Source organism: Stutzerimonas sp. R40042, assembly GCF_026642215.1.
Classification (GTDB): Bacteria; Pseudomonadota; Gammaproteobacteria; order Pseudomonadales; family Pseudomonadaceae; genus Stutzerimonas; species Stutzerimonas frequens.
The window spans coordinates 1,920,391-1,939,992 of sequence record NZ_CP113258.1 but is presented as its reverse complement, the minus strand read 5'-3'; the positions used below and the strand labels follow the sequence as shown (position 1 = coordinate 1,939,992).

Genomic DNA, 19,602 nt, shown 5'->3' with positions numbered 1-19,602 from the left:
GTGAGCTGATCGCGACACCGATCAAACGGCGACAGCCGGCCCTACAGGTCAACCCTCTTCGGGCTTGAAGCGCACCACGAAACCATCGAGTTTCTGCTGACGCTGCAGCACATCGCGAAGGCGGTTCGCTTCGCTGCGCTCAACCAGCGGCCCGACGAAGACGCGATTCATCCCGTCAGCGGTGCGGATATAGGCGTTGTAGCCTTGCGAACGCAACGTCTGCTGCAGGCTTTCCGCACTCGCGCGATTGGATAGGCTTGCCAGCTGAATCGACCAGCTGACCGGCAGGTTATTGTTGTCCAGCCGCGGCTCCGGCTTCTGCGACTCCGCTGGTGCCGATGACGCAGGAGCCGGAGCAGGATCAGCCGGAGCAAGCGGCTCGACCGGAGCTGGCACCGGGTCTTCAGCCGTGGCGGCAGTCGCGTCGCCCTCTTCCTCGATGATTTCAAAGCCCTCGGGGGCCGATTTCGCCTCAGGCACCTCGACCGGCTGCATTTGGATATCGGCAACAACCGGTGCGGCGGGAATGCTGGGCGCATCGACCGTGACATGGCGAAGGTCGTCCTGCCGATTGAACAGCATCGGCACGAAAATGACCGCTATGGCGATCAGCACCAACGCGCCGACCATGCGTTGCAGCAATCCCTTATCCAGCAATGCCATGCCCACTTTCCCCTGCCTGTTGTTCCAGCCATTCGAGCGCCGCAGCGACACAGAAGAACGATCCGAAGACCAGCACTTCATCGCCAGAATCAGCCTTACTGCACTGCGCGACGAGAGCCTGTTCGATGCTCTCATACTGACTGACCGAAGCACCACGCTCAACCAGTGCCGCAGCCAGCTGTGCCGCTGACCGCGAACGGGTGGTAGGCAGCGGCGCGACCGCCCATTGTGCGATCTGCGGGCTCAGGGCATCGAGCACGCCAGCCAGATCCTTGTCTGCAAGGAGGCCGAACACAGCCAACCGCTGCCCCGTGATCAGTCGCTGTCCGAGCCGCTGAGCAAGAAAGCCGGCAGCGTGAGGGTTGTGTCCTACGTCCAGCAATAGCGAGATGCGCTGGCCGTTCTGCATGACGTACCGCCGGTCCAAGCGCCCGGTCACGTGCGTCCGTTGCAGCGCACCGGCAATGCGCTCGGCATCCCAGGACAGCCCCAGCAAGGCAAAGGCCTGTAGCGCAAGCGCCGCGTTCTCCATGGGCAACGACAGCTGTGGCAACCCGTGCAACTCTAGCGGCTTGCCCGCTGCATCGACGCCGCGCCAATGCCAGGTCCGAGCATCGATCGCCAGATCGAAATCACGCCCACGCAAGAACAACGGTGCCATCAGCGCTTTGGCGCGCTCAAGCAATGGTGCTGGAACCTCAAGATCGCCACACAGCGCTGGTCTACCTTCGCGCAGAATCCCGGCTTTCTCGTACGCCACGCTTTCACGGCTATCACCCAGCCAGTCGGCATGATCGAGACCAATATTGGTAATCACCGCCAGGTCGGCATCGATGATGTTGACCGCGTCCAGCCGGCCACCAAGGCCGACTTCCAATACCACCGCGTCCAGCCCTAGCCCTGCCCGCTCGAAGAGCCAGAATGCCGCCAGCGTCCCGACTTCGAAGTAGGTCAGCGATATGTCGCCACGGGCGCCATCCACAGCGGCAAAGGCTTCGCAGAGCTGCTCATCGCTCGCATTCACGCCCCCGAGCTGTACGCGCTCGTTGTAGCGCAGCAGATGCGGTGAGCTGTAAACGCCGACTTCGAGACCCTCGCTGCGAAGCAGCGACGCGAGGAAGGCACAAGTGGAGCCCTTGCCATTGGTGCCGGTAACGGTAATTACCAGCGGAGCCGGCCGCATCAGACCAAGCCGCGCTGCCACCGCACGAACCCTGTCCAGGCCCATGTCGATGGCAGTCGGATGCAGTTGCTCAAGATAGGCGAGCCAGTCGGCCAGGCTCCGGGTGGTCATGCAGTAGCCGCTACCTGGGCAGGTTCGCTCGGTGACGGCAGTTTTTGCATCTGCGCCAACAGGCGCGACAGACGAGCACGCAACTCGGAACGCGGAATGATCAGATCGATAGCGCCGTGATCCAGCAGGAACTCGCTACGCTGGAAGCCTTCCGGCAGCTTTTCGCGCACGGTCTGTTCGATTACCCGCGGGCCAGCGAAGCCGATCAGGGCCTTCGGCTCTGCGACGATCACATCACCCAGCATGGCCAGACTGGCGGAAACGCCGCCGTAGACCGGATCAGTCAGGACGGAGATGAAAGGCAGGCCTTCCTCGCGCATGCGAGCCAGGACTGCAGAGGTCTTGGCCATCTGCATCAGCGAGATCAGAGCCTCCTGCATCCGTGCGCCGCCGGACGCGGAGAAGCAGATCAGCGGGCAGCGCTTTTCCAGTGCCACGTTGGCGGCACGAACGAAACGCTCGCCGACGATCGCACCCATCGAGCCACCCATGAAAGAGAACTCGAAGGCACAGGCAACCACAGGGACATTGACCACCTTGCCGCTCATGGCGATCAGGGCGTCCTTTTCACCGGTCTGCTTCTGAGCGGCAGTCAGGCGATCCTTGTACTTCTTGCTGTCACGAAACTTGAGACGGTCGACCGGTTCGAGATCGGCGGCAATCTCTTCGCGCCCCTCGGTATCGAGGAAGATGTCCAGACGAGTACGGGCATCGATGCGCATGTGATGCTGGCACTTGGGGCATACATCAAGCGTCTTTTCCAGTTCGGGACGATACAGAACCGCCTCGCAGGATGGGCATTTGTGCCAGAGGCCTTCGGGCACCGAACTCTTCTGCGACTCCGAGCGCATGATCGAAGGGATCAGCTTGTCTACCAGCCAGTTGCTCATGCTCTTGTTCTCCAAAGCTTCATTCCTGCCGCGCACCCGCGCCGCAGGTAGATTCATCGTTGCGACCGGAGCATGCAAACGCTCGCCAGACGCGTAAGCGATGCGCATGAGCGCAACCGCCATATTCGATCTCTTCCTGCCGGAAGAGACCACCACCAATCGGTGCGCTGGGCTCACCAGCGACTCGTTACTGGACGGTCACGACCATCCAGGCGTCACATAGTCGACCGCACACGGTCGATAAAGGCTGCAACCTTGGCCGCATCCTTGATGCCCTTGCCCTGCTCCACACCGCCACTGACGTCCACCGCATATGGCCGGACCTGGGCTATTGCCTGCTGGACATTCTCTACGGTCAGCCCTCCAGCAAGAATCAACGGCTTGGGCAATGAAGGGGGGATAAGTGACCAGTCGAAGCGCTCGCCCGTTCCGCCCGGCACGCCAGCCACGAAGGTATCCAGAAGGATGCCACTAGCATTGCCGTAGCGAGCAATCTGAGCAGCGACATCCTCGCCGTTACCGACTCGCAGCGCCTTGAACCACGGGCGGTGAAAGCCTTCGCATGCGTCCGGTGATTCGTCCCCATGGAACTGCAGCATATCCAGTGGAACCGCATCGAGCGTCTCGTTGATCTCACACCGGCTGGCATTGACGAACAACCCGACCGTCGTAACGAAAGGAGGCAAGGCTGCGATGATCTCGCGCGCCCGTTGCAGGCTGACCGCCCGGGGACTCTTGGGATAAAAGACCAGGCCGATGGCATCAGCGCCCGCCGCCGCAGCGGCCAAGGCGTCCTCGATACGGGTGATGCCACATATCTTGCTGCGAACGATCGGCAACGGAACTCTACCTGTCACGGAAAAACAGGATGGTAACAAAAGCCATGTCAGCTGCAAGCGAATCGCCGCGGGCATTCATCAGCAGCGAACGTCCGGCAGGCCGGAAAGAAAATGCGGTCCGAGATAGCGCTTCGGTAGCTCGAACTCTTCCGGGTAGTCCACTTCGACCAGATAGAGACCATATGGATGTGCCGTTACCCCACCGGTGCGGCGAACTCGCGACTCAAGCACTTGCGACGCCCACTCCACCGGACGCTCACCGGCACCGATGGTCATGAGCACACCGGCAAAATTGCGCACCATGTGATGGAGAAAGGCATTGGCCCTGACATCGATGACGATCAGCCGGCCGTATTCGAGCAGCTCCAGATGATGAATTGTCTTGATCGGCGACTTGGCCTGGCACTGCCTCGCGCGGAATGCACTGAAGTCGTGCGTACCCACCAGGGCAACGGCAGCTGCACGCATCCGCTCGATGTCCAGCGGACGGTGATTCCAGGTAACTTCTTCTGCTAGATGCGCAGGACGGATCTGATCGTTGTAGATCACGTAGCGGTATCGGCGCGCCATGGCACTGAAGCGCGCATCGAAATGCAGCGGCATCTCCTTTGCCCAGGTAACGCTTATGTCCGGAGGCAGGTTCATGTTCGCGCCCATGACCCATGCATGCATGCTGCGCGAAACGGGCGTATCGAAATGCACTACCTGACCGCTGGCGTGGACCAGCGCATCCGTGCGCCCCGCGCAGCTGAGCGTGACACGGTGGCCACCCGCGACCTTGGTCAGCGCTGTCTCAAGTGACTCTTGAATGGACGGCACACCGGCGCGCTGGCGCTGGAAGCCACGGTATCGGGCCCCCTTGTACTCAACGCCGAGAGCGATTCTGGAAACGCCGACGGCAGCCATTTCGGCTGCCGCTTCGGGTACTGCTTGGTTCATAGGATCAGGCGAGTTTGGCGAGCATGTCGCGCGCCTCCTGCTGCTGAACATCGCTACCCTCGGACATCACCTCATCGAGGATATCGCGGGCACCTTCGGCATCCCCCATGTCAATGTAGGCCCTGGCAAGATCCAGCTTGGTGGTGGTCTCGTCTGTATCGGAGAAGAAGTCGAAATCCTCGTCCAGCTCCGCGGTGGGGTGGACATCGCCCTGCTCGGCTACCGGTACCGGCGTCGGCTCGTCTAGATCCTTCGATAGGTCCTCGATGTCAGCCTCAACTTCATCCAGCTGCGCTGCAAAGTTGTCCGATCGAGCGCCTTGCTCCTGCTCTGGCTCCTCCAGGGAAATGTCGAAGCCTTCTGGCAGCGTCTCGGTCTCGGCAGCAGCTTGTTCAGTCAGCTCGAAATCAAGCTCATCGCTATCGAATTCAATCGGCGCACCGGCGGGTGTTTCGTCTTCGAGACTCAGCGAAAAATCATCTTCTTCAACCGAGTTGTCCGCAGCGCTTTCAGTGCCGAAGGAGAAGTCGGTCAGTTCCTCCTGCTCGGTCTTCGAAGGCTGCTCGTCCTCTTCCAGCCCCAGGCTGAAGTCGTTGATCGCAGGCTGCTCCGTGGACTTAACCTCCAACTCTTCGTCCAACATCAGATCGTCAAAATTCAACGAATCATCCGCAGGCAAGGAGGCCGGACGCTCGTCATTCAGATCGATATCCAGATCATCCAGGCTAAGATCGAACTCATCATTCAGGTTCTTGCTGGCAGCGGGAACTGCCGGCTCATCAAGCTGGAAATCGTCCAGATCGAGGCTGTTCATGTCCACCTGCGCTGCAGCCATGCCCGCTGCAGCACCGCCCACAGCTGCGGCCATCGACGGATACTTGTGCTTCAGCTGCTCGACTTCCGCAGTGGCGCCACCGATCTCACGCAACTCGGCCTCTTCACGGGCGAAACCCTCGCGATTCCCCAGCTCCGCATAGACCTCCATGAGTTTCAGGCGCAGATCGCTGCGATGAGGCTCATCGTTGAGTGCATTCTGCAGAAGCTCTGCAGCCTGGTTGAAGCGACCATAGGCGATGTAGATGTCCGCCTCCGCTAGCGCATCACCAGTTGCGGGGGTTAGTTCGTTGCCAGCAGGCGCCGGCGTGTTGACGGGTTGAAAGACCGTTTCCTGGGGGCGCTCCTGACCAACGTCGACGAACCCAGGCGTGCCAAGCTGCAGATCATCCACCGCGCTCTCCGCCAGAAGACTTTCCTGCAACTCGGCTTCCCGCATCGCATTTCGACGCGAAAGAGCCATCAGGCCGACCAGCAGCAACAGCAGCGCGCTTCCGCCCAACACACCGAGCAGCAGAGTGTTTGACATCAGATCATCGATCAGGCCCCGCTGCTCCGGCTCGACTGCAGGTGCAGCGGGTTTGGCAGGCTTCGGGGCAGGCTTGGCGGCCTGGGGCTGAGCTGGAGATGGAGCCACAGCCGGAGTCGACTCTCCTACGCTTGCACCAGCATCGGCCTGAGCATCATCTTGCGGGGCGTTTGCAGCGTTCTGCTCAACGGGTGCTGTGTCGCCATCGACCGCTGCCGACGGGGTCGCAGCGTCTGTCGGAGCCGCCTCGCTCGTCTCAGCGGCCTGCCCCTCTGCGCCCAACTGCGCCTGGAGCTTGGCCAACTGGTCATCCTTCAGCTGCATCAGACGCTGCAACTTCTCCAACTGCCCCTGCAGATCGTTCAGGCGATCTTTCAGCTCATCGTTTTCACGGCGACTGGAATCCAGGCTTTCCTGAGTTACCGCGAGCTTGTCGCGCAACGCTTTGCCACCATCGCCAGCCCCGGTATCGGACCCTTCGGTTGACTTGCCGGCATCGGCTGCGACGAGGCGCAGGCTATCTCCAGAATCGCTACGCGACGGCGTTGCGCCGGCCTCGGTACGACGCGTTGCATCCAGCTGGCGCGCAGCTGCCACTGCGCCGCTTCGACCCTGACGCCAAGCGGCGTTCTGCTCGGCAACCTGGCTGATCGCCTCCGCCTGCGAGCGGCTGGATATCTGTCCCGCGTCAGGAAGGCGCAGCACCTGCCCGCTTTTCATTCGATTGATGTTGCCATCGATAAAGGCATTCGGGTTCAGGTCCTGAATGGCCAGCATCGTCTGATGGACCGTGCCCTCACCCCGGTTACGCTCGGCGATATCCCAGAGCGTATCGCGGGCAGAGGTGCGATATTCATCACCCGATTGCGCAGCATTCGCGACGGATACCGGCGCGGAAGGCGCAGCCGCCGGACGAATCGGGGCCGCTCGCAGCGGCTCGGCAGCCCGGGCCGGGGCGGAGGAAATGGGCAGCTGGGGAGCCGCGGCTGCGGCCGTTTCCGGCGAGTAGAGTGGCGGATCGAGAAGCAGGGTGTACTCGCGAAGCAAGCGCCCGTTTGGCCACAGCACTTCTACGAGAAAATTAAGGTAAGGCTCACGCACCGGCTTGCTGGAGGAAACCTGAATGACGCTCTTTCCGTTTGGCCTCAGTACCGGAGTGAATTTCAGGTCCGTCAGAAAGTACTGACGATCAATACCCGCTCGATTGAAATCCTCCAGAGACGCAAGCACTGGTATGACTTCGCCGGGAGCCAGGTTCTTGGCATCGAGCAGTTCGATCTCTGCGATCAGCGGTTGATTCAATGACGACTGAAGCGTGACCTCTCCCAGCCCAAGCGCATGGGCCATTTCTGTAGTCAGCGCGGTAGCAGCCGCGATTGCCAGCACCAGATTGCGAACCCGAACCATTATTTAATCCCTTGTTTATCTTTTTCTCGTACTACGAGAGGGTCTTATGTCACTGCCCGCGCCACCTGGCGGTGGCTCCCCATCAGCGATAAGCCGTTCAGCGCACCGGCTAGAATTAATCTTTGAATTACCAGTAAGTATCTTTTACAGATAGTCTTTTATCAACAACTCACCAGACTGCACAGCATTCAGCGCTGCGCCTTTTCGCACGTTATCAGACACAATCCACAAATTGACTTCCCGTGGATCACAGATGCCTCGACGAACTCTTCCGACATAGATCACATCCTGCCCGACCGCGTCGCCAACCGCTGTCGGATAATCGCCCGACTCCACCAGCTCAACCCCCTGCGCCGCTTCAAGGGCTGCGGACAGCGCCTGCATATCGGCCTCGACCCGCCCCTGCAACGAGACGACGAGGCTCTCTCCGAAGAACACCGGAGCCTGAACGAACGTAACAGAGACAGCGAGTTCCGGCATATCCAAGAGCTGACGAAGCTCCTCAACCAGGCGCCGCTCCTGCAATCCATATCCTTGCGCGTCGACCGCCTCGGCTTGTGCGAGCATATTGAAAGCCACCTGCCGACCGAATACCCGCGGCTCCAAAGGTCGTGCATTGAGCAATTCGGAGGTCTGTCGGGCAAGCTCCCTCACGCCTGCCGAGCCATGGCTGGACACGGGTAGACAGGCTGTAACAGTCACGCGATGCAACTCCAGCTGTTGCTGGATCGGTTTCAATGCGATGGCCAGGGCGACCGATTCAGGCAGTGGACTTGCAACGGCGCACTGTTCCGGCAACGCGTCGAGCAGCACGCCGTTGACGTCTGGCACCACGCATAGCTGCTGCTCGACGGGAATCGAGGCTGACAGATCGACGACTCGGCAGCCAGCCGCTAACGCCTTGACGCGGCACTCGCTCAGCAATGCAGAGGCACCAACCAAAAACACCAATTGCGCTCGAGTGAATTCGAAGCGATCCACCTCGCCTACACACAGATTTCGGCCTTTGAATGGCACCGTATGCCCGACACTCTCGGTGCCATCTAACAAATGCAGCTCGGCAACCGGAAATGCCCTTTCCTCGAGCACCTCGACCAGCGCTTCGCCTATCAAGCTAACCGCACCTACGACCGCAACACCGACACCTGTGGGCATCGTCACCTCCACGCATTAAGGACCGGCACTGTAGCGAAATGGCAGACCACTGCAAGCGACACTGCCGAGCGGCACATCGCACAAACGAAAACGCCGCGAGCAAGTCGCGGCGTCTGGCACGTCATCGAGCGCCTATCAGCGCTCCAGAAGGATGCGCAGCATGCGCCGCAGAGGCTCGGCAGCCCCCCACAGCAGCTGATCACCGACAGTGAACGCACCCAGGTAATGCGAGCCCATGTTCAGCTTGCGCAGACGTCCGACCGGTACGCTCAGCGTCCCGGTCACAGCCGCCGGGCTCAGCTCCTGCATGCTGGCATCGCGGTGATTCGGCACCAGCTTGACCCAGGGATTGTGCTGGCTGATCAGCCCTTCGATATCGGAGATCGGCACATCCTTGTTCAGCTTGATGGTCAGCGCCTGGCTATGGCAACGCATGGCACCGACGCGTACACAGATGCCGTCAACCGGGATCGGGCTCTTGAAGCGACCGAGGATCTTGTTGGTCTCGGCCTGCGCCTTCCATTCTTCACGGCTCTGCCCGTTCGGCAGTTCCTTGTCGATGTACGGGATCAGGCTGCCGGCCAACGGCACGCCGAAATTGTCGACCGGGAAAGCTTCGCTACGCTGGGTTTCGGCCACCTTGCGATCAATATCCAGAATGGCGCTGGCGGGATTGAGCAGATCATCGGCCACAGCCGCATTGATGGCACCCATCTGCTTGATCAGCTCGCGCATGTTCTGCGCGCCGGCGCCGGATGCGGCCTGATAGGTCATGGCACTCATCCACTCGACCAGCCCTGCCTCGAACAGACCGCCAAGGCCCATCAGCGCCAGGCTGACGGTGCAGTTGCCGCCGATGTAGTTCTTAGTGCCGGCATCCAGTTGCTGGTCGATAACGCGACGGTTCACGGGGTCGAGCACGATCACCGCATCATCCTGCATGCGCAGCGACGAGGCGGCATCGATCCAATAGCCCTGCCAGCCGGCTTCACGCAGCTTCGGGAAGACTTCATTAGTGTAGTCGCCGCCCTGACAGGTCAGGATCACATCGAGGCCTTTCAGCTCGTCGATGCTGTAGGCGTCCTTCAGCGCAGCGGTTTCCTTGCCAATATCGGGCCCTTGGCCGCCGACATTGGAAGTGGTGAAGAACACGGGCTCGATCAGGTCGAAGTCCCGCTCTTCCAGCATCCGCTGCATGAGCACGGAACCGACCATACCGCGCCAACCGATCAGACCTACACGTTTCATCGCAACTACACCTATAGAAAAAGTGGCCCGCACCATTCAGCGCGGGCCAAAAGATTACAACTTCGCGAGGGCCGCGACTACTGCATCGCCCATCGCCTGAGTACCAACTTTGCTACAACCTTCGGACCAGATGTCGCCGGTGCGCAGGCCCTGGTCGAGCACATCGCTGACCGCTTGCTCGATGGCATCGGCTGCAGCTACCTGATTGAAGCTGTAACGCAGCATCATCGAAACCGAGAGAATGGTTGCCAGCGGGTTGGCGATACCTTTGCCAGCGATGTCCGGTGCCGAGCCGTGGCACGGCTCGTACATGCCCTTGTTGCCGGCGTCCAGCGAAGCCGACGGCAGCATTCCGATCGATCCGGTGAGCATGGAGGCCTCGTCCGACAGAATGTCGCCGAACATGTTGTCGGTGACGATCACGTCGAACTGCTTCGGCGCGCGCACCAGCTGCATGGCAGCGTTATCGACATACATATGGCTGAGTTCGACTTCCGGGTAGTCCTTGGCGACTTCCTCGACCACCGCCCGCCACAGCTGGCTGGACGCCAGAACGTTGGCCTTGTCCACCGAGCAGAGCTTCTTGTTGCGCACCATGGCCATGTCGAAACCGACCTTGGCGATGCGGCGGATCTCGCTCTCGCTGTACGGCAGCGTGTCGTACGCCATGCGCTCGCCGTTCTCCAGCACCTTACTCTCGCGCGGTTGGCCGAAGTAGATGCCACCGGTCAGCTCGCGCACGATCAGGATATCCAGACCGGCAACGATTTCCGGCTTGAGCGACGAGGCATCGGCCAATTGCGGATAGAGCAGCGCAGGGCGCAGGTTGCCGAACAGCCCCAGCTGGGAGCGGATCTTCAGCAGGCCGCGCTCGGGACGGATGGCCGGATCGATGGTGTCCCACTTAGGCCCGCCGACGGCGCCCAGCAGGATCGCGTCAGCGGCACGAGCACGCTCCAGGGTCTCATCGGCCAGCGGCACACCGTACTTGTCGACAGCCGCACCACCGAGCTCGTCGTAGCTCAGCTCGAAGCCCAGCTGAAACTTGTCATTGGCCAGCTGCAGCACCTTGACCGCCTCGGCCATGATTTCCGGGCCAATACCATCGCCAGGGAGAACCAGAATCTGTTTGGACATTTTTCGTTCCTGTGAATTGATACGCCGCAGGGTGGGGATGCAGCCCACTCCTATATATAGGTTCAGCTCGCGCGTTACTTGATCGCGCCGAACAACCAGGGCTGGCTCTGCTGGTGACGAGCTTCGAAGGCCTTAATGGCTTCGGCGTCCTGCAGGGTCAGTCCGATGTCGTCCAAGCCGTTGAGCAGGCAGTGCTTGCGGAACGCATCGACCTCGAAGTCGTACTGCTTGCCGTCCGGGCGGGTCACGGTCTGCGCTGCCAGATCGACGGTCAGTTGGTAGCCTTCGGTCGTCTCGGCCTGCTGAAACAGCTCGTCCACCTCCTCTTCCTTCAGCACGATCGGCAGCAGGCCGTTCTTGAAGCTGTTGTTGTAGAAGATGTCAGCGAAGCTCGGTGCAATGATGGTACGGAAGCCGTATTCGTCCAGTGCCCACGGTGCATGCTCGCGGGACGAACCACAGCCGAAGTTCTCGCGAGCCAGCAGCACGCTGGCTCCTTGATAGCGCGGGAAGTTCAGCACGAAGTCCTTGTTCACAGGACGCTGCGAACAATCCTGGTTCGGCTGACCGACGTCCAGATAGCGCCACTCATCGAACAGGTTGGGGCCGAAGCCGGTGCGCTTGATCGACTTGAGAAACTGCTTGGGAATGATCTGGTCGGTGTCGACGTTGGCACGATCGAGTGGGCAGACCAGGCCGGTGTGTTGGGTAAAGGCTTTCATATCTCGTCTCCTCAGGCCTGGATCAATTCGCGTACGTCGATGAAGTGGCCGGTAACCGCTGCAGCAGCGGCCATCGCCGGGCTGACCAGGTGGGTACGCCCGCCCGCCCCCTGGCGGCCTTCGAAGTTGCGGTTGGAGGTCGAGGCGCAATGCTCGCCGCTGCCCAGCTTGTCCGGGTTCATCGCCAGGCACATGGAGCAGCCCGGCTCACGCCATTCGAAGCCGGCCTCGATGAAGATCTTGTCCAGTCCTTCTGCCTCGGCCTGCTGCTTGACCAGGCCGGAACCCGGCACCACCAGCGCTTGCTTGACGTTCGCGGCAACCTTGCGCCCCTTGGCGACCTCGGCGGCAGCGCGCAGATCTTCAATCCGCGAGTTGGTGCAGGAACCGATAAACACGCGATCCAGCTTGATTTCGGTGATCGGCTGGTTGGCGTTCAGGCCCATGTACTTCAACGCACGCACGATGGAATCACGCTTGACCGGATCGGCTTCGACGGCCGGGTCCGGCACGCTCTGGTCGACAGCCAGCACCATTTCCGGCGAGGTGCCCCAGCTGACCTGCGGCTTGATGTCCTCGGCCTTCAGCTCGACGATGGTGTCGAAAACCGCATCTTCATCGGAGACCAGACCTTTCCAGAGTTCGACCGCCTTGTCCCAGTCACCGCCCTTCGGTGCGTATGGGCGCCCTTCGACATAGGCGATGGTCTTCTCGTCCACCGCGACCATACCTACGCGGGCACCGGCTTCGATAGACATGTTGCAGATGGTCATGCGCCCTTCCATGGACAGATCGCGAATCGCGCTGCCGGCGAATTCCAGGGCATGGCCATTACCACCAGCGGTGCCGATCTTGCCGATCACCGCCAGCACGATGTCCTTGGCGGTGACGCCGAACGGCAGCTTGCCTTCGACGCGCACCTGCATGTTCTTCATCTTCTTGGCCACCAGGCACTGGGTGGCGAGCACGTGCTCGACTTCGGAGGTACCGATGCCGTGGGCCAGCGCACCGAAGGCGCCGTGGGTGGAAGTATGCGAGTCACCGCAGACCACCGTCATGCCCGGCAGGGTGGCGCCCTGCTCCGGGCCGATGACGTGGACGATGCCCTGACGCACATCGTTCATCTTGAACTCGAGAATGCCGAAGTCATCGCAGTTCTCGTCCAGCGTCTGCACCTGAATGCGCGAAACCTCGTCGGCGATGGCTTCCAGACCGCCCTGACGCTCGCCCTTGGTGGTCGGCACGTTGTGGTCCGGTGTGGCGATATTGGCATCGATGCGCCACGGCTTGCGATTGGCCAGGCGCAGCCCTTCGAAGGCCTGCGGGGAGGTCACTTCGTGGAGGATGTGACGATCGATGTAGATCAGCGACGAACCATCGCCGCGACGTTTCACCTCGTGCATTTCCCAGAGCTTGTCGTAGAGCGTCTTGCCGGCCATCGGACTTTTCCTCATCTGCTTTCTATGCGGGGCGAATAGCCCTTGCGCTTATGGGGACGATGCTAGGGGCTTGCGTTGAATTACTCAAATTCATATTTTTCATCCAATGCATTCCTGTTTGGAATTCACTGCACCGGAAGACCTTCATGGACCTCGCCAACCTCAACGCCTTTATCGCTGTCGCGGAAACCCATAGCTTCTCGCTGGCTGCCGAACGGCTGCACCTGACCCAACCCGCGGTCAGCAAGCGCATCGCCGCGCTGGAAGCGCAGCTGGACGTGCGGTTGTTCGATCGACTGGGCCGCGAGATCGGTCTCACCGAGGCCGGCCGCGCCCTGCTGCCCCGCGCTTATCAGATCCTGAATGTACTGGACGACACCCGCCGCGCCTTGACCAACCTCAACGGCGATATCGGCGGACGACTGAGCCTGGCGACCAGTCATCACATCGGCCTGCATCGTCTACCACCGCTGTTGCGCGCCTTTACCCGCGCCCATCCGCAGGTCAGCCTGGATATCCGCTTTCTCGACTCGGAAGTGGCCTATGACGAGGTACTGCACGGCCGTGCCGAGCTGGCGGTGATCACCCTGGCGCCACAGACCGCCGAGCCGGTGCTGGCGGTAAAGGTCTGGGACGATCCACTGGATTTCGTCGTCGCACCGGAACATCCGCTGGCCGTCAAGGCGGATATCACCCTCGCGGATATCGCCGGCCATCCAGCGGTATTCCCCGGCGGCAATACCTTCACCCACCATATCGCCCAGCGCCTGTTCGAGCGCGAGGGGCTGACGCCCAACATCACCATGAGCACCAACTATATGGAAACGATCAAGATGATGGTCTCGATCGGCATCGCCTGGAGCGTGCTGCCACGCCGCATGCTGGACGATCAGGTGGTCAGCCTGCCGTTGCCGGGCATCCAGCTGACACGCCAGCTCGGCTACATCCTGCATCGGGAACGCACCCTGTCCAATGCGGCGAAAGCCTTCATCGCGCTGCTCGATGCCGAACACGACTGACTGGCTAGAATGAAAAAAAGGGCGCCATGCGGCGCCCTTCTCCTGTCAGCGTATCAGCCCTCCAGCGCGGGTCGCTGGTCGGCATTGATCGGGATGCGTTTGGGCTTGGCTTCTTCCGGCACGACACGGACCAGATCGATGTGGAGCAGGCCGCTGTTAAGCGCTGCGCCCTTCACTTCGATGTGATCGGCCAGACGGAACGACAGCTTGAACGCCCGCTGGGCGATGCCCTGGTGCAGGTAGGTGACGTTCTCCGCCTCGTTCTCGCGGCGGCCGCCAGTGATGGTGAGTACGCTACGCTCTACCTGCAGATCGAGGTCAGACTCCTGGAAACCGGCGGCTGCCACCACGATGCGATAGTGATCGTCGCCGTGCTTCTCGATGTTGTAGGGCGGGTACGAGCTGCCGGTGTCGTTACGCAGGGCCGACTCGAACAGGTCGTTGAAGCGGTCGAAGCCCACGGATTGCCGGAACAGAGGGGCCATGGGGAATGAACTCATGATAAACCTCCTGAAATCAGCGAGTTGAAACGGGCGGGACCCGACTTCGGCATCCCGCAGAGCCCTAGATAGGAACCGCACAACGGATTTCAAGAGGCTGAAAACGAGCCAGGCGACGAGAGGTAGCACATGTCCAGAGTCATGCTGATCACAGGCGCCAGCCGCGGCATCGGCGCCGCCACTGCACGACTGGCGGCGCAACAGGGCTATGCCTTGTGCCTGAATTATCACCAGCGCGCTGATGCCGCGAACGCGGTACTCGAACAGGTCCTTGGTTTGGGTGTAACGGCGATTGCCGTAAAGGCCGACGTCGCTGACGAGACCCAGGTGCTGCACATGTTCGACGTCATCGACAGGGAGTTCGGCCGCCTGGACGTCTTGGTCAACAACGCCGGCATGCTCGAGCAGCAGATGCGCCTGGAACAGATGGATGCGGCGCGCTGGAGCCGCGTGCTGGGCGCCAACGTGATCGGCAGCTTCCTGTGCGCACGCGAGGCAATCAAGCGGATGTCGACGCGCCACGGCGGCCAGGGCGGCGCGATCGTGAATCTTTCATCGGTGGCCGCCCGCCTCGGCGCACCGGGTGAGTACATCGACTACGCCGCCGCCAAGGGCGCCATCGACAGCATGACCCTGGGCCTGGCCAAAGAGGTCGCCAGCGAAGGCATCAGGGTCAACGCCGTGCGCCCGGGCGTGATTCATACCGATATCCACGCCGCCGGGGGCGAGCCGAATCGTGTTGAGCGGGTCAAGGCAAGTGTGCCGATGGGGCGCGGCGGGCAAGCCGAGGAAATCGCCGAAGCCATCCTTTGGCTCGCCAGCGAAAAGGCCAGCTATACCAGCGGAGCGCTACTGGATGTAGCCGGTGGGCGTTGATTCGGCTCAGGCCAATGCGGCGGCACGCAATTCGCGCGTATCTACGCCGAGCATCGCATCGATCCGCGCGCAATCGTTTTCCCGGCGCAGCTCGGCGAACAGCGCCACCGCCTCCGGATAATTGCGAGTCAGCAGAGCCAGCCACTGCTTGAGCCGACCCGGCGCATAACGCGGTGCGATCTTTCCCCGCGCTTGCTGCCAGAAATCCAGCAGCACGGGTCGGAATTCCTCCCAGCTCATCGGCGCGACCTGCTGGCCGGCTTTAGCCGCAGCGATCTGCCGGGCCAGGTCCGGTCGTGAAACCAGCCCGCGCCCCAACATGATGTTTTCTGCACCGCTCACCTCACGGCAACGACGCCAGTCCTCAAGCGACCAGATGTCGCCATTGGCGTAAACCGGCACCGCGACCACCTCCTGCACCCGCGCGACCCACTCCCAATGCGCCGGCGGCTTGTAGCCTTCGACCTTGGTTCGGGCGTGCACCACCAGCTGCTCTGCCCCACCGGCCACCAGCGCACGGGCGCAATCGAGCGCGCCGTCCGGGCTGTCGAAGCCGAGACGCATCTTGGCGGTTACCGGGATGTGCGCCGGCACGGCTCGGCGCACCTCACAGAGAATCGAATGCAGCAGCTCCGGCTCCTTCAGTAGCACAGCACCGCCGCGGGATTTGTTGACCGTCTTGGCCGGGCAGCCAAAATTGAGGTCGATGGCCGGGGCGCCGAGTGTGCAGGCAAAGGCCGCGTTGTCTGCCAGGCAGATCGGATCGGAGCCCAACAGTTGAACGCGCACCGGCGTCCCGGCACGAGTGAGCGCGCCGGCCTTCAGCTCCGCGGCAAGCTTGTCAAAGCTGCTTTGCGACAACAGGCGATCGGACACCCGAATGAACTCGGTCACGCACCAGTCGACGCCACCCACCCGGGTGAGCACGTCACGAAGGATTTCGTCGACCAGCCCCTCCATGGGCGCCAAAGCGATCTGCATACCGGCCACTACATGATGAAAAGGCCGGCATTGTACGGATGCGCGTGCCCTTTATGAATCATGCACCGTTGTCAGGCCGGCCTATCCGCTCACTCTTCGATAGTCCCACCTATCGTGTCGGTGCCGGTGGTCGCACCCATTCCGCCGGTAGTGCCGGAGTTGCCCGTGCCCATGGTGCCCAGAGCGGCGGCGCCCTCCTGCGAGCGATCTTCCCGCCGGTCGGTTGGACGCTGGTTGTTGTCCGTGGAAGCGTTCGGCTGCCGTTCACCCACGACCTCCGCCCGCCGGGCATCGTCGCGCGCCTCGTCCGCTGCTCCAGCGAAGGCCCCGATCGAACTCACCAGGGCCAGCCCCATAACCGATGCAATCAACCGCCTCATGGCTACCTCCTCAACATTTGAACACCACGTCAGTTTTCACGCCTGTCCAGCGTCGGACGACGGCGGTGCTCCATGTCGGTTTCGTTGCCGCCATGGCCGGGCTCGGCGTCACGTTCGACGCGCCCGGACCGCGCATCTTGCGCCTCGTTGGATACCGCCTGCCCTTGCCGGTCCTGCTCGTCGAGATATTGGATGTCCTCGCCAATACCCATCGAGCCGTTGCCGGCCGCGCCACGATCTGGCGCAGCCGTGTTCTGGGCCAGCTGCCACTCCGCCGCCGGTAGATCCACGCCCTGGGCGCCCGCTGCCGAAACGAGCGCGACCAGCATTACGACTGACTGAATACGCATGTTCGAATCCTCCGCTTGTTGATCTATAGGCAGTGAGCTTTCCAGGGAGTGCGCAGCCGGCGACCGACGGCCAACCGGAACCGCTTGCAGCCAAACGGGGTCACAACCACAACGGAAGGAATTGCATCGCACAGGAGGAGCACCCGATGGAAGTTGCGCTGATACTGGCGACCATGATCTGCAGTTGGGCCTCGGCCGCGCTCGCCATGCTGTGGGGTATGCTGCGCATCGCACGCAGATACCAGTCCAGGCAACCTGACACCCGGTGCCATCAGCGTCAGGTCGTCGAGCCCATCGAGTCACCTGCCTCATGCCGTGCCTGACGGAAATAATTGGCGGAACCGAATTTAATCCGTGACAGCACCAGCGAAAGCTGTAGAATGCGCGTCGCGGGATGGAGCAGTCTGGTAGCTCGTCGGGCTCATAACCCGAAGGTCGTCGGTTCAAATCCGGCTCCCGCAACCAATTCGAAAGGCCACTCAATGAGTGGCCTTTTTTTGTTTGGCTCGTCGTCAGATAGCACAGGAAGGGCCATACGCAGACTGCGGTTCTTGCCTAAACAATTGAATCGTCATGTGTTTTTTCCTGGAAGGCGTTGACATCCCGCGCTTGGGCTGTAGAATGCGCCCCCACAGACGCGGGATGGAGCAGTCTGGTAGCTCGTCGGGCTCATAACCCGAAGGTCGTCGGTTCAAATCCGGCTCCCGCAACCACCTTAGAAAGGCCACTCGAATGAGTGGCCTTTTTTCGTTTGCGCTCCTTTTCATTTCGTCCCGCCGCTTGCTACGCGCCGCGCCTGCAGAAGAACTAATCCCTTAAGGATTTAATTCTTTTCCCTCAAATATCACGCCCAGTAATAAATCGAGACTCTATAAGCGCGAAAGCGCGCAGTCAGTAATCCTGCCTGTCGACTTATTCAGGCAAGGGATAATTAGCGGCGGATTTATAGCCACGCATGATGGCACCGGAAGCCAGCGAACTAAACCGCCTCTGCTGGTAAATCAATTAGTTAGCTACGCTGCCATGAAGCGCCGTCCACCCAGACCATTTTTTTGGCTCCCTAACTTGACTTCGATCACATAATGACGGATATCTATTCGCGACAGGGAGTAACACGCCGCACCGCAGTTAAAGACCAACCGGACAGGTCAACTTTTGCGACAAAAGATTTAAACCCCCTGCCTGATCAGTAGCGCTTCTATTCTTTAGAAGTGCGAGGGCTTTTTCTGGCCTTTCGAGTTTGTTGTAGTCACTGGGAAGTGTTCCGGTGTGCGGTAGCTTTGCCCGATAGCGCCGAGTGCCGGCCCATCCAGGCCGCGGCCAGCCCTGCCACAGGCAGTCGATAAATAATTAAATCGCTGAACGCGGCTATTCATGTCGATGGCGGTAGCTTTGTCTTTCGATTATTTGAAAGTAATTTAAATCAAGTCTGTTATTCGCAAGTACGTCGTTCCGCTACATCATCTTTGCAGTAACTGCCCAGTACTCGAACCGGTGTCGCATCTGCATTTCACCAGCCTTCCCAGCACCGCCTCACCTAGCCAAATCGCGCAGGGAGAACGACCGTGTCATCCATTCTCTATAACTTTGAAGATCAGGATCAGGCTCACATTGTTTCGCAGATAAACCAGAACGGATTTGCCTGTCTGCACAACTTTCTGGACAAGTTCCAATTGCATCAACTGCGCGAGCAGGTGTATGAGCAGGCCCGCCGTCATCATGGTGAATACTTCGCTCACCACGATAGCGAGCCTGTCGCGGACTCGCTGGTCGCAGAACTGGGCAACGCGCCGGAGTTCCAGAAGTTGCTCGCCGATACCTACCGCGCCGGTGCCGGTCAGGCCGCCTACAGCGATCGCATCTACATGGTGATGCGCTGCGTGCAGGGACGGACCGGGCGCAAGGAGTCGAACTGCTTTCACTTCGATGCCTCGCTGGTGACCGCACTGTTGCCCGTGGAGATTCCGCAGGACGGCGAGGAACGTGGCGATCTGCTGCTGTTTCCCAATCTCCGGATGATCCGCCGGTTGACGCTGTGCAACGTGGTGGAGAAAGCGCTACTGCAGAACCGCTTGAGTCGCCGGATCATCACCCGCGCGATCGCCATCGGCCTGCTGAAGCCCCAGCGCCTGCAGCTGGTGCCGGGCAATCTGTATCTGTTCTGGGGCTACCGATCCCTGCACGCCAATGAACCCTGCGACCCGGCGAAGCTGCGTGCGACCGCCATCTTCCACTACGGCGACCCGCATGCGGGGAGCCTGCTGACCCGCATGATCCTCAAGCGAACCCAGCGCCGGGCTGCACGCGCCAGCGTGATCGGTGAACACCAGACCGCCTGAGCCAGCCCATCCGTCCGCTTGCCGTCCGCCGCCTGCGGTCCCGGCAAGCGAACCACTCGAT

Annotated in this window: 19 protein-coding genes and 2 tRNA genes; 6 read left to right on the top strand and 15 right to left on the bottom strand. The window is 61.0% G+C overall.

Going from position 1 to position 19,602, the window contains the following annotated elements; genetic code table 11:
- Positions 1-48 precede the first annotated feature (48 nt).
- The 11 genes from OUY36_RS09300 to leuC all read right to left on the bottom strand — a co-directional run bounded on the left by OUY36_RS09300 (position 49) and on the right by leuC (position 13,096).
- Positions 49-663, bottom strand: a complete 615-nt coding sequence (locus tag OUY36_RS09300) for an SPOR domain-containing protein (RefSeq protein WP_267937723.1) — start codon at positions 661-663, stop codon at positions 49-51.
- Positions 647-1,957, bottom strand: a complete 1,311-nt coding sequence (folC, locus tag OUY36_RS09295) for a bifunctional tetrahydrofolate synthase/dihydrofolate synthase (RefSeq protein ID WP_267937722.1) — start codon at positions 1,955-1,957, stop codon at positions 647-649. Before folC ends, OUY36_RS09300 begins: the two co-directional genes overlap by 17 nt.
- The gene (gene accD, locus OUY36_RS09290; protein WP_267937720.1) at positions 1,954-2,847 is read right to left on the bottom strand and encodes an acetyl-CoA carboxylase, carboxyltransferase subunit beta; all 894 of its coding nucleotides are present in this window, start codon (positions 2,845-2,847) and stop codon (positions 1,954-1,956) included. Before accD ends, folC begins: the two co-directional genes overlap by 4 nt.
- 215 nt (positions 2,848-3,062) lie before the next feature.
- On the bottom strand, positions 3,063-3,686 hold the full coding sequence (locus tag OUY36_RS09285) for a phosphoribosylanthranilate isomerase (RefSeq protein WP_267937719.1): 624 nt from the start codon (positions 3,684-3,686) through the stop codon (positions 3,063-3,065).
- A gap of 78 nt (positions 3,687-3,764) precedes the next feature.
- Positions 3,765-4,625, bottom strand: a complete 861-nt coding sequence (gene truA / locus OUY36_RS09280) for a tRNA pseudouridine(38-40) synthase TruA (RefSeq protein WP_102841367.1) — start codon at positions 4,623-4,625, stop codon at positions 3,765-3,767.
- A gap of 4 nt (positions 4,626-4,629) precedes the next feature.
- Positions 4,630-7,395 carry a FimV/HubP family polar landmark protein gene (locus OUY36_RS09275; protein WP_267937718.1) on the bottom strand — a complete coding sequence of 922 codons (2,766 nt, stop codon included), beginning with the start codon at positions 7,393-7,395 and terminating at the stop codon, positions 4,630-4,632.
- A gap of 144 nt (positions 7,396-7,539) precedes the next feature.
- A complete protein-coding gene (locus tag OUY36_RS09270) occupies positions 7,540-8,550 on the bottom strand; it encodes an aspartate-semialdehyde dehydrogenase (protein WP_267937717.1) in 1,011 nt (336 codons plus the stop codon).
- A 135-nt stretch (positions 8,551-8,685) separates the two neighbouring features.
- Positions 8,686-9,798 carry an aspartate-semialdehyde dehydrogenase gene (asd, locus tag OUY36_RS09265; RefSeq protein WP_044315764.1) on the bottom strand — a complete coding sequence of 371 codons (1,113 nt, stop codon included), beginning with the start codon at positions 9,796-9,798 and terminating at the stop codon, positions 8,686-8,688.
- A gap of 54 nt (positions 9,799-9,852) precedes the next feature.
- On the bottom strand, positions 9,853-10,935 hold the full coding sequence (gene leuB / locus OUY36_RS09260) for a 3-isopropylmalate dehydrogenase (RefSeq protein WP_044315763.1): 1,083 nt from the start codon (positions 10,933-10,935) through the stop codon (positions 9,853-9,855).
- Between the two features lie 74 nt (positions 10,936-11,009).
- Positions 11,010-11,657 (bottom strand): 3-isopropylmalate dehydratase small subunit, encoded by a 648-nt coding sequence (gene leuD / locus OUY36_RS09255; RefSeq protein WP_253749588.1) that lies wholly within the window; start codon positions 11,655-11,657, stop codon positions 11,010-11,012.
- An 11-nt stretch (positions 11,658-11,668) separates the two neighbouring features.
- Complete coding sequence (leuC, locus tag OUY36_RS09250; RefSeq protein WP_267937716.1) at positions 11,669-13,096, bottom strand: 3-isopropylmalate dehydratase large subunit; 1,428 nt, start codon at positions 13,094-13,096, stop codon at positions 11,669-11,671.
- 146 nt (positions 13,097-13,242) lie between these two features.
- Here leuC and OUY36_RS09245 point away from each other — a divergent pair, with 146 nt between their 5' ends.
- The gene (locus tag OUY36_RS09245) at positions 13,243-14,115 is read left to right on the top strand and encodes a LysR family transcriptional regulator (RefSeq protein WP_267937715.1); all 873 of its coding nucleotides are present in this window, start codon (positions 13,243-13,245) and stop codon (positions 14,113-14,115) included.
- A 53-nt stretch (positions 14,116-14,168) separates the two neighbouring features.
- On the opposite strand, the gene OUY36_RS09240 is transcribed toward OUY36_RS09245, so the two are convergent.
- Positions 14,169-14,615 (bottom strand): Hsp20 family protein, encoded by a 447-nt coding sequence (locus tag OUY36_RS09240; protein WP_063543544.1) that lies wholly within the window; start codon positions 14,613-14,615, stop codon positions 14,169-14,171.
- A 129-nt stretch (positions 14,616-14,744) separates the two neighbouring features.
- On the opposite strand from OUY36_RS09240, the gene OUY36_RS09235 reads away from it, so the two are divergent.
- Positions 14,745-15,491 (top strand): SDR family oxidoreductase, encoded by a 747-nt coding sequence (locus tag OUY36_RS09235; RefSeq protein ID WP_267937714.1) that lies wholly within the window; start codon positions 14,745-14,747, stop codon positions 15,489-15,491.
- A gap of 6 nt (positions 15,492-15,497) precedes the next feature.
- Here OUY36_RS09235 and OUY36_RS09230 read toward each other — a convergent pair whose 3' ends face one another.
- From OUY36_RS09230 to OUY36_RS09220, 3 genes are all read right to left on the bottom strand, one after another.
- On the bottom strand, positions 15,498-16,472 hold the full coding sequence (locus OUY36_RS09230) for a tRNA dihydrouridine synthase (protein ID WP_267937712.1): 975 nt from the start codon (positions 16,470-16,472) through the stop codon (positions 15,498-15,500).
- An 89-nt stretch (positions 16,473-16,561) separates the two neighbouring features.
- Positions 16,562-16,852 (bottom strand): hypothetical protein, encoded by a 291-nt coding sequence (locus OUY36_RS09225; protein ID WP_267937710.1) that lies wholly within the window; start codon positions 16,850-16,852, stop codon positions 16,562-16,564.
- Positions 16,853-16,881: 29 nt separating this feature from the next.
- On the bottom strand, positions 16,882-17,202 hold the full coding sequence (locus tag OUY36_RS09220) for a hypothetical protein (RefSeq protein WP_267932636.1): 321 nt from the start codon (positions 17,200-17,202) through the stop codon (positions 16,882-16,884).
- A gap of 146 nt (positions 17,203-17,348) precedes the next feature.
- Here OUY36_RS09220 and OUY36_RS09215 point away from each other — a divergent pair, with 146 nt between their 5' ends.
- From OUY36_RS09215 to OUY36_RS09200, 4 genes are all read left to right on the top strand, one after another.
- A complete protein-coding gene (locus OUY36_RS09215) occupies positions 17,349-17,525 on the top strand; it encodes a hypothetical protein (RefSeq protein WP_156246059.1) in 177 nt (58 codons plus the stop codon).
- Between the two features lie 65 nt (positions 17,526-17,590).
- Positions 17,591-17,667: transfer RNA gene (locus OUY36_RS09210), tRNA-Met, on the top strand.
- 171 nt (positions 17,668-17,838) lie between these two features.
- A tRNA-Met gene (locus OUY36_RS09205) sits at positions 17,839-17,915 on the top strand.
- Between the two features lie 852 nt (positions 17,916-18,767).
- On the top strand, positions 18,768-19,541 hold the full coding sequence (locus tag OUY36_RS09200) for a hypothetical protein (protein ID WP_267937709.1): 774 nt from the start codon (positions 18,768-18,770) through the stop codon (positions 19,539-19,541).
- Positions 19,542-19,602: the final 61 nt, after the last annotated feature.